Origin of the sequence: Mesorhizobium sp. M7A.F.Ca.CA.004.12.1.1 (assembly GCF_003997835.1) — a bacterium.
In the GTDB taxonomy this organism is placed as follows: domain Bacteria; phylum Pseudomonadota; class Alphaproteobacteria; order Rhizobiales; family Rhizobiaceae; genus Mesorhizobium.
This window is the reverse complement of the sequence record NZ_RZRK01000140.1, coordinates 1-10,168: the sequence shown is the minus strand read 5'-3', so window position 1 is coordinate 10,168 and position 10,168 is coordinate 1. Positions and strand designations below refer to the sequence as shown.

Below are 10,168 nucleotides of genomic sequence, written 5' to 3'. Positions count from 1 at the left end.
CCTTCATGTTGGGCACCAGCACCGCATAGACGGCGCCGGGCGCACGACGGATGCCGGCCATAACCTCCGCCGCATCAGCCATCTGCGGCACCCATCTCGGCGACACGAAGGAGGTCGCTTCGATCATTTGGAAGCCGCAGTCGGACAGCAAGTCGACGAGCCGGATCTTCTCGGCGGTCGGCACGAGCCGCTTCTCATTCTGTAGGCCGTCGCGCGGCCCCATCTCGGCGATGCGAACGAATTCAACCATTCGGGTCGGGCCTCCGCCTCGAGAAAGAAGATCAGATCGCCGTAAAATCGGACTGTGTCAGCGCCGCCGTCGTGAATGTCGGTGACAAAAAGGCCGACACGATCTGTGCTTTTGCTAGGCTAGACATCAGGCTTCTCTTATTTTCCGACCAACCTCACATCGACGGGGTAGATCCCGCTTTCGTTCGCGATGATCGGGTTGATGTCGAGTTCTGAGAGATTTTCCATCCTCATGACCGCGAGGGAGACGGACGAGATAAATTCGGCAAGGGACCGCTTGTCGACTGGCCGATAGTTTCTGAAACCATCGAGGATCTTCGCAACACCCGTCTCGTTGATCATGTCCAAAGCTTCCGCCGGAGAAAGCGGCGCCGCGCGAAAGGTCACGTCCTTAACCGCTTCGACCAGCACACCCCCTGAGCCGAACAAGACCACCGGGCCGAAGACTGAATCGTTGACGGCACCCACGAACAACTCCAAGCCGTGATCCACCATCGGCGTGACGATGAAACCGAAGGTCGTCACCGGGGGAGCCTGGGACGCCATGGCCCTCGTGATGTCATCCGCGGCGGCGCTCGCCGCCTCTCGCGTCACGCCGAGGCGAACACCACCGACATCGGACTTGTGCACGATGACGGACGAGTCCACCTTCACCGCACAGGGCTTGCCAAAACTAGAGACTACCGAACTTACGGCCCCGGCATCGCTTGCCGCCGACCATTCGCCAGTGTCCACGCCCAGTTTCTGCAACATCTCGCGGGCTGTCGTCTCTGCCGATAGCCCGCTGGGAACGAAAACGCGGCGCGCGTCCGGTGCCAGCCTATCGGCATTGCTATTCTGTTTAGAAAGCCAATTAGCCCTTTCAAACAGTGCCTTGGACCCGGTCACGGCCCAATCGATAGAGGGGAAAATCTGGATGCCGCCGTTTCGTAAGATGTCGTGATTCTCCGGCTTGCGATTGCCGTAGCAGCTATGAAAAACCATAGGCAGGCCGCTGGCTTTCCGCAAAGCCACGATCCGCTCGGCCGCCGAATTCTCTGCTTTCAACAGAGATTCATCGAACCTTATGTGGTAGGCTCCAAACAACCCGTTTGTCAGAACGAGCCCTACCTGGGGATCTGACGCCAGAATTTCGATGCATTCGGGGAAAACGTCGGGATAGGCGTCAGCGGCGCTTGCAACATCAATCGGATTTTCGACACTGGCCTCGTCGCCGAGGACACTTCTCAGCTTGGTTTTGGTGTCTTCCGAGAGGGATGCTAGCGGCACCCCCGCCCGTGACAACGCATCAACGGCGAGTGTTGCGTGTCCACCACCATCGGTCAGAACCGCAATCCCGGTTTTTGGTTTAGGAAGTGGACTGGTTGCGAGAAGAGCAGCAACCGGCAACAACTCATCCGAACGATCGACTAGGGTTACGCCCATTTGCGCCAACACCTTTACGGCGATTTCGTCGGCGCCGGCAATCGAACCTGTATGGGAAAGCGCCGCCTTCCGACCCTCAATGGATCTCCCGCCGCGCAGCATCACAATCGGGCAGCTCAGCCCCACGCGTGCCGCCGCGTCAAGGAATCCGCGGCCGTCAAGAAAGCCCTCGTTGTAGATGGCGATTGAGCGGGTGCTTTCACGTCGGGAAAGCTCCTCGATCAATTCGCCATATTCGATATCGGTCTGGTTACCGAGTCCCGCGATGACATCGAAGCCGGGGCCATTGATGGAGCGACTGTCTTCGACGACCGAAAGCACCATGTTGCCGCTTTGGGTTAGAACACTGATTGGCCCACTCGGAGGCAGTTCCGGCAGGCCAATGAGGTCAGCCTGCACAGTGCAGTTCAGCATTCCCGATGTATTCGGTCCAATAATCCGGACCCCGCTTTTCTTTAAGGCATCAAGCAATCTCGTTTCCGCGGCAGAACCCTTGTCGCCTCGCTCACGGAACCCGTGCGCCAGAACCACTGCGCCGGCGATCCCTTTTTTACCGCACTGGATGAGGATATCCGGCACTTCCTCCGCCGGCCGAACGATCACCGCGATGTCCACACATTCGGGAAGGGCATCGACGTCGCTGAAAACTGGCAACTCGAGGATTGTCCCTCCTTTAGGATTGACCGGCAGGATCGGATAGCCGTAGCCGGCGTTCTTCAGCGCCTTGATGATCTGATAGCCGCGCTTGTCAGGGTTTGCCGAGGCCCCGATGATCGCTACAGAATGCGGCTCCAGTACTCGGCTCAAGGCTGTCGCTTCATTTTGGCGGCCTGTGGGAGCTGGCAATTCCGGCTCGCCATAGGCGAGTACGCCGTTCAAGGCCGTTGCTTCATTGTGGTGCCCCACGGTCATTTCTATCTTCCTTCGAAACGGGGCGAGCGGCGTTCCGCGAAGGCGGCGACGCCTTCTGCCCAATCGCTGGTTTCCATGATCGCCAGCAGGTCTTCGGCCTCGGCCCGAAAAAGCTTGTCGGGGCTTTGTGGTAAGTTGATCGCCGCCTTAAGACGAGCCATTGACAATGGTGCGTTCTTGACGATCCGCTCCACTAACGCCGCCGTGCGCTCCTTCAACTGATGCGCTGCCGGAGCCTCGGTTGCCAGGCCAATCTCCAGGCATTCTGCGCCGGTTATCCTGTCGCCCAGCAGCAAGAGTTTGGCGGCATTCCTCAACCCGATGAGCCTGGGAAGGCGGAGCGTCACACCTCCCCCCACATAGGTTCCAATGGCAATTTCTGGAAATCCGAGCTGGGCGTCCTCGGATATGATAAGAAAGTCAGCAGAGGTCGCGATTTCCGCCCCGCCGCCTAAAGCATAGCCGTGCACCTCGGCAATGACTGGCGTCTTCATCGTCTGAATTCGTTCGCACACGCGCTGCCCGAGCATAATATACGCCTCGCGCTCATCGCGCGTCCGTTCGCCGGATTTGTGGACCTTCAGATCAGCACCGGCACAGAAAGCGCGGCCGTTTCCGGACAGGATCACGCATCGGATCTCGGGGTCCTTATCTGCATGGTTCAGCGCATCCAACGTCTGTTGATACAGGGCTTCATTGACGGCATTCATCCGTTCGGGTCGGTTGAAGATAATGTGAAACGCTTGGTCTTCTTGCTTCGTCACGACTTCGTTCATGGACAATCTCTCAAGACGCTGATCCTGATACATTCGCCTCAAATCTATTGCGCGTCCAACATGTTTTGAGTATAGATCAATCGCGAATGAGCAATAATGTTACCCTCAGGCATTTACGGGCGTTCGTCGCGGTCGCGGAGCGTGGCGGGTATACGGCTGCGGCTCGCTCACTGAACATCGCGCAATCGGCTTTAAGCCGAACGATCGTGGAGGTTGAGGAGGAACTGGACACACGCCTGTTCGAGCGCACCACAAGAAGGGTGGTTCTTACGGCATCCGGCGAACAGCTGTTGATGAATGCGCGGCGTGTTCTTGAGGAATTCGACAGCGCGATGTCACGGTTCCAGCTATATCACAGCGGATTAAACGGGGTCGTGAGCCTAGCTGCACTTTCATCTGTTGCGTCTATCATGCTTCCGACATTCATTTCCGAATTCCGGAAAGGCAGACCCAACGTCAGAATCTCGGTGAAGGACGGTTTCGCGGATGAGGTTGTTCGCTACGTGCGCGACGGACAAGTTGATTTTGGTATCACATCCTTCCCAAAGGCAAGCGGACAGCTGATCTGTGAGCAGATCGCGGCGGATACTCTGGTGTGCATATGCTCGAAATCGCACAGATTTGTGGGATTGGAGACGGTGTCCTGGAACGACTTAAATGGCGAAGACTTCGTTGCGTTCGATCCATTGAGCAGCGTTCGCACTTGTGTTGATCGCGCTTTGCAAATTGCCGAAATCCAGCTCGGGACCATCACACAGGCTCGGGACGTCGGCACGGTTGCGGGCCTCGTATCCGCCGATCTAGGAATATCCGTCGTGCCTAGCCTTGTCCTGCCTATGATGCAGTTTTGTGAGATTACCCAAAAAAAGCTGGTAAGTCCCGCGGTCGAACGCGAGATCTATCTTGTCCATGATCCACAGACACCGATTCCTCCAGCCGCTGGATTTCTCATCGAAATGCTGCGGCATGCAGCGATGCATGGGTTCCGAACCCCGAACGGAGCAAGATGGGTGAACAAGCCGAAAGCTGAGCTGGCGAAAAAGAAATAGAAACCGAGCGGGCAAGAGCACCTTCTATCGCGCCACAGGACTTCCTGGTCAGGTCCTGTCATACCATATCCAATCGTAAATATTCGCTTTAGCCCTAGCAGCATGATATTTTGCCCGGCGGGGGCGGCACTCCTGCGGCAAGGGAAGCAGATTAATTATGTTGCGTATCGAAGTTCTTTGTCAGACCCCGTCGGTGAGTTCAACAAGGTTTATATCGAGCACACCAAGATTCGCGATGATCCGGTCGAGTGGTCCAATTTCAATTTAGTGTCACGCTCGCCTTTTGCTGGGCACATGTGCGCCGACGCTTCTATGAACTGGCGGCAGCCGGTCGCGCGCCGATCGCCAGTGAAGGCGCTGAGACGGATCGCCGATCTCTGTAAGATCGAGGACGGCATCCGCGGCCGACCGGCCGAGGACGCCGTGCGATGCGTCAGGAAAATAGCCGCGCTATCATCGCCGATCTCGAACCCTGGCTGCGCCAAAAGCTCGGCTTGATCAGCCAGAAAACCAAGCTCGCCGGGAGATCGACAGCAACGTGGTCGAGCGCTCCTTCCGTCTGACGAGCAAGAGGTTCGCCTCTTTTTGATAAGCGACACCATCTTTCACAAGCGTCGCCCGCTCCCGACCAAGGCATTGCGCGTTATACGCGCTTCGAACTGACCGCAAGAGGTTGGCGTCACGATGAGCCCGAAATAATTGTCAAGAAGTTCGAGCACACGCTTCGGGTCGGACCGCAGTTCTTCCAGACCATACATCTTCACCACATATTCGGCTAATAGTTGCAAAGCACTTTGTTTGTTCGCCCCGACCATAACAAACGGGTCTGCGATACGCTGCACTGTTATGTGATCGAACTGCGCAGAAGCGAATAAATCGAGCACTTCGCCAGCTGTAAAATGAGGATATTCGTGAGGCGTCACGGAATGAGTGGACACCACGTCAGCGAACCAGCGGGCAGTGGGTGAGCCTTCTTCGAAGTCATGAAGAACAAGGATGCCACCGGGCCGAAGAATTCGCGCAGATGCCTGAACAGCGGTGGCGCGCAGAGCGCGCGGGATGTGATGCGTTCCGTAAGCCATCAGCACCCCATCCACCGAGCCATCTCTAATGCAGTACGGATCGGCCGCACTTTGCCAGATCGCAAACAGGCCGTCCCGGATGCAGCGGTCCACCATGAACTGGGAGATATCAGAGTTGATGAACGTCGGGCAGCGCACCTCACCCAAGATTCGATGAGCTACCTTGTTCACATATCCGTCACCAGCTAGCAGATCGCAGATAATCAGTGATGGACTAAGTCCTTCGCAACCATTGGGGTGCATCTTCCCAAGAAGATCCATCACACCTTCGGATCGCGCTAGCAGCGACAATTGAATGCTATCGAGGTAATCCGCCCCGCGTCCTTCCGAGGTGAATTCGTTGCGCGAGAGATTGGCCAGATCGTCGTGGCGGGCGGACTGTTCTGCAACAACTCGCGGTTCGATCGCCATGAAGGCCAATGGGTTTAGCTTTTTTAACAGGTCGAAGTGCGAAGCAATCCCTTGAGAACTCATGCAATACTCCTCGTGACTAGCCGCCCATGAGCCGAGCGATCTTTAGGGTGAGAGCGGGCAACGCCTTTGCCTGAACGCTTGCCGAGCAAAGACGCCTGTAAATCAGTACCCCGATAGTCCGTTGGTTAAATCCTGTGTATCGCGCACCAAGAGACCGGTTTTTAGAAGATGACGCATGTACCTCGAGCGAGGCTTACTCTGGACCTTCCGAATTTGAGGACTTCATGTTGTGCGCCTCTCAATCCTAACCTTCAGGCAAGTCGTCCAACCAGCAAGCGCCCTCAAGGTGAGGCCGAGAGAAGATCTTTCCGATCTTCTCGCAAGTATTGTTTTGATGGTAGCGCATGTATAATCGGGCATCTGCTCCAATGTCGAGGATCTCGATCTTTCCCGTGTAGTGGGACATGATGTATTTGAATGTTTTTTGGATACCGCTGAGACGTTGGTTGATGCCGCGCACAATCTCTATTCCGCTGCGCAGCGAAACCTGAAAATGAGATGCGCCTTTCACCGGCCTGGCTTGAAATAGATAATACGGTCGCACACCCATCTGGTGGCACTTGGCGAAAGTAGCAGCCAAGATCTCGGGATCATCGTTGACATTCGCGAGAAGCACAGTCTGGTTAAGAAACTGAACGCCCTGTGCCCGCAGGAGCCGAATTTTAGCCTCCGCGAGGGCGGAGATTTCGCCAATGTGGTCAAAGTGCGTAACGATTACTGCAGCCTTTCCTGCGTTATGAATCCGCGTAAACAACGCCGGCAGATCCGGGTCATCGAAGCGCTTGGGCTGATAGGCCAGTGCCTTAGTGCCTATTCGGATCGAGTCGACATGAGGGATATCCAGCAAATTGCCAAGTAATTTTTGCAGACTTGCCGTATTGAGAACAAACGGGTCACCTCCTGTTACTAGCACATTTGTAATCTCCGGGTGATTCATGATGTATTTTCTAATACTTTCGAAATCAACTGCTGTCTCATCGGAATTTTTGCCGACAATTCGTTTTCTCAGACAATAGCGACAATATGAAACGCAACGGTCTGTCGCTATGATTAGTCCTGTTTGGGCGTATTTATGCTGAAAACCCGGAAATATCGTGTTATCTTGCTCACCACTGGTATCCAAGTTGCCGCCGCTGTTGAATTCAGCGAATGACGGCTGCACAATATACTTCAGCTGTTCGTAATAACCGCTGTTGATGATCTGTTCGTGGTAAAACTTTGTGACATGGCAACGCATGATGCTGTTGCTTTGCAGTTCGCCCTCGCTAACGACACGCGTCCCCTCGATAAAATTGATAACCCTGGTAGGCGTTCGCGGCTCCGAGTTGGTGCGCGGTACTTGAGTAGCCCAAGTCGGAGGTGCCGCGGAGGGTCCTAGCGCGTTCAACTCACCGGGTTCAATCACTTCCGGGACCCGGTCCGCCTCCGAGTCAGGCAACTCGTGAGCCGAGCGGTCCCGGGGAGAGGCTGCTTCCGTTAGATTCGACTGAATCGGGAATCGACGTTCATTAGCCAGCCGTGGTGCTGACCAGAGTCGCTGCCCGGGATCGGCCGCCAATTGGCCTAGCGCCTGCTGCAAATAGGCCACATACCGCTCGGCGGAGCTCCGCCCAAACAGCGATGTCCGGTAAACTAGCCTGCCACAAATAGCCTCGCCGAGCTCAAAGATATTAAGAGCCAGATCGTATTGCGCGACACAATCACCAGCGTCAGAATATACAATTTCGAGCCCTGGCAGTTCCACCGTCTCTCCAACAGTATTTTCTGATTTGACTATGACCTGCACAATTGGGGTTTGAGCACCTTTGCGAATTGGACCAACGACGTCCGTCGCCTGCTCAAAGGGCAGATCCTGGTGATCAAGGGCCCCAAGCACGGCGGCATTCACTCGCCCCAGCACTGTCTCCAGCGTCGGATCGCCCGACAGGTCGATCCGCAGCGGCAAGCAGTGGGAGAAACAACCGATCAGCCCCTTGCTTCCTGACCGGGTGCGGTCTGGGCACGGCGTGCCAATCACCACCTCGTCCTGACCCGACAAACGCGCCAGCGCCATTGCCCAGCCCGCTAGCACCGTAACGAACAGCGTGGTTCCACGACGCTGGCTCAGCACCTTCAGCTTTGCATTTAATGTCTCGTGCAACACGAAGTCGACGTAGCTGCCTGCAAATTCCTGCTTTACTGGACGTGGCACGTCGGTCGGCAGCTCAGGCACCGCTGAGGCGCTATTTAGCATTCGAAGCCAGTATCTAAACTGCCGCTCCAAAGCCTCAGCTGTCAGCCAACGTCGCTGCCAAATCGAGTAGTCCGCATACTGGACTGGCAGTGCCCTCAGCCGCGCTACGCGGCCCTCTTGAGCCGCAGCGTAGAACTCGCTCAGTTCGCGTAGCAGGATCTCACGGGACTGACTGTCCGAGACCATCTCATGCATGGTGATCAGCAGCAAATGATCATCTTCGCGTAAGCGCGCCAGCCGCGCGCGGATCAGCGGCCCGGCTTCCAGATCGAACCCGGCCTGCCCTTCATAGCGCATTAACTCAGTTAGTATCTCCTCTGCCTCCCCCTCCGCTGGGGCCGGTAGATACTCCCGTTTAAGCGGCACAACGTCCACTGGCCTGATCTGTTGGAACGGTTCGCCGTCCTCCACCGCGAAGGTGGTGCGCAGTACCTCATGACGCGCCATCAAGCAGTTCAAGGCCGAATGTAGGGCCACCTCGTCAAGCTGGCCGCGAACGCGAAGCCCCAGTTGGATGTGGCATGCCTCACTGCCGCTCTCCAGATGCGACAGGAACCAGAGCCGTTGCTGGTGGAATGATAGTGGTATCCGCAGCGGACGCGACAAGGCTTCAATTGCCTGAACCGCATTCGTGGGGTCGTTGGGCTCGTTAATTGCGATGGTCCTAGCCAATTTCATATGAAGTCCTACGATTGGAGATTCTGAAACCGCTAAGGTCAAACGGGTCCTTCCACTTGACTCGTCTGCAACCGGCGTGCCACCGAAGGTGCTGTTTCGGCAAGAGGGCAAAAGCCGAGCATTTCGCGCTGCAGCGGTGAATCTTTGCAGCTGGGTGTGTCGGGTTTCAAACTATTCGTTTGCTACGGTGGTACAAAAGGTAACGCTCCGGAGCTCTACCGAATCTCTCTTCCCGTCGAACCAAGGGAAACTGGAGTGCCCGAGGATCGGGGAACAACTTCGTAAATCAGTGCAGACAGCCGCCGCTGATGCCCATTTGGTGCGCGCATGTCCATTTGCGACGTCCGCCTAGTGGGCGCACGATCGCCGCCTCGGTGCATCGGATTTGGAAAGATTTGCCTCCAGATATCAATAGCCGAGTGAAACAGCAGCTTTGAGTGAGCACTCTGCCCCGAAGCCTTTGTGTCGGTAGCTAGTCAAAGTTGTCCGGTTCGGTAAGCGGTTCACGCGGCTCGCGACGCTGTAAATCGCGAAGGTGTTATCCCGCTCCTGCCTGATGACCGCAGCTTTGACGATTGCGGATCGGACCTTTCGGCCTGCGCGAAGGCGATCGTGCGCCAGCCTTTGAGGACGGCTGCCATCGTGATGCCGCATCCTCGCACGGCTTTCTTTCCCGCTTGAGGCAGATACCGGGATTTATGTTTATGCGCAAACTCAATCTCACGATCCCAATCGAGTTGGTTATTGCGGATTGGCGCTGCGATCTTCACGCCTCCAGGCGGGACAAAAGTGGTTATCGAAGCGAAACGAATCTTTGCCTCGCCCCCGTCGCCCTGTGCGCTATGATCCGAAAGTCCCTCTGCTTCGCGCGGGCCACGTACGCGTCCGGTGAAGACCGCAGAGGTGCGTATCCGGTGGCCATGAGAACCTGAGCACCGGAGTGCTGGGGTCAAGCTTTCGATGGGGAGACGCGATGATATTCTTCGAGGAGGAGTTTGAGCTCCTCGGTGCCTTCATCGGTGAAGGCCAAGATCCCGTTGTCATCATTGGCGCCGTACACCCAGATGACGCCGTCCTCGGGCTCCAGACCGAGGGTCAGTTCGTGGATGAGCGCTTCGCTGACGCCGAGGTCCCTGGCGACACGTTCGACGGTGTAGACGTGCAGCTGGTTGGGTCCGCAATTTTGCGGATCTCCAATTCCACGGCAGCAAATCATGGATCCGATGGGCCGGATAGGCGGGCAGTCGGGCGAGGACGTCGGCGAGCCAGGCCTGCGGGTCGATATGGTTC

The 10,168-nt window shown here is 56.4% G+C and carries 5 protein-coding genes and 3 pseudogenes; 2 read left to right on the top strand and 6 right to left on the bottom strand.

Going from position 1 to position 10,168, the window contains the following annotated elements:
- The 3 genes and pseudogenes from EN984_RS10155 to EN984_RS10145 all read right to left on the bottom strand — a co-directional run.
- Positions 1–250: pseudogene (locus tag EN984_RS10155) on the bottom strand (hydroxymethylglutaryl-CoA lyase); the annotation flags it as partial.
- A gap of 137 nt (positions 251–387) precedes the next feature.
- The gene (locus tag EN984_RS10150; RefSeq protein WP_127266838.1) at positions 388–2,586 is read right to left on the bottom strand and encodes an acetate--CoA ligase; all 2,199 of its coding nucleotides are present in this window, start codon (positions 2,584–2,586) and stop codon (positions 388–390) included.
- A gap of 2 nt (positions 2,587–2,588) precedes the next feature.
- Positions 2,589–3,362, bottom strand: coding sequence for an enoyl-CoA hydratase/isomerase family protein (locus EN984_RS10145; protein ID WP_127266837.1), 774 nt, complete (start codon positions 3,360–3,362; stop codon positions 2,589–2,591).
- Positions 3,363–3,448: 86 nt separating this feature from the next.
- Between EN984_RS10145 and EN984_RS10140 the strand changes: the two genes are divergently transcribed.
- Together EN984_RS10140 and EN984_RS10135 are read left to right on the top strand one after the other, a co-directional pair.
- Positions 3,449–4,411 carry a LysR family transcriptional regulator gene (locus tag EN984_RS10140; protein ID WP_127266836.1) on the top strand — a complete coding sequence of 321 codons (963 nt, stop codon included), beginning with the start codon at positions 3,449–3,451 and terminating at the stop codon, positions 4,409–4,411.
- Positions 4,412–4,680: 269 nt separating this feature from the next.
- Positions 4,681–4,932, top strand: a pseudogene (locus tag EN984_RS10135) (transposase); the annotation flags it as partial.
- Positions 4,933–5,016: 84 nt separating this feature from the next.
- Here EN984_RS10135 and EN984_RS10130 read toward each other — a convergent pair.
- The 3 genes and pseudogenes from EN984_RS10130 to EN984_RS10115 form a co-directional block, all read right to left on the bottom strand.
- Positions 5,017–5,967: a methyltransferase domain-containing protein gene (locus EN984_RS10130; protein ID WP_127266835.1), complete on the bottom strand. Its 951-nt coding sequence runs from the start codon at positions 5,965–5,967 to the stop codon at positions 5,017–5,019.
- A gap of 244 nt (positions 5,968–6,211) precedes the next feature.
- Entirely contained in the window at positions 6,212–8,878 is a 2,667-nt protein-coding gene (locus EN984_RS10125) for a condensation domain-containing protein (protein ID WP_127266834.1), read from the bottom strand.
- 1,190 nt (positions 8,879–10,068) lie between these two features.
- Positions 10,069–10,168, bottom strand: a pseudogene (locus EN984_RS10115) (transposase domain-containing protein); the annotation flags it as partial.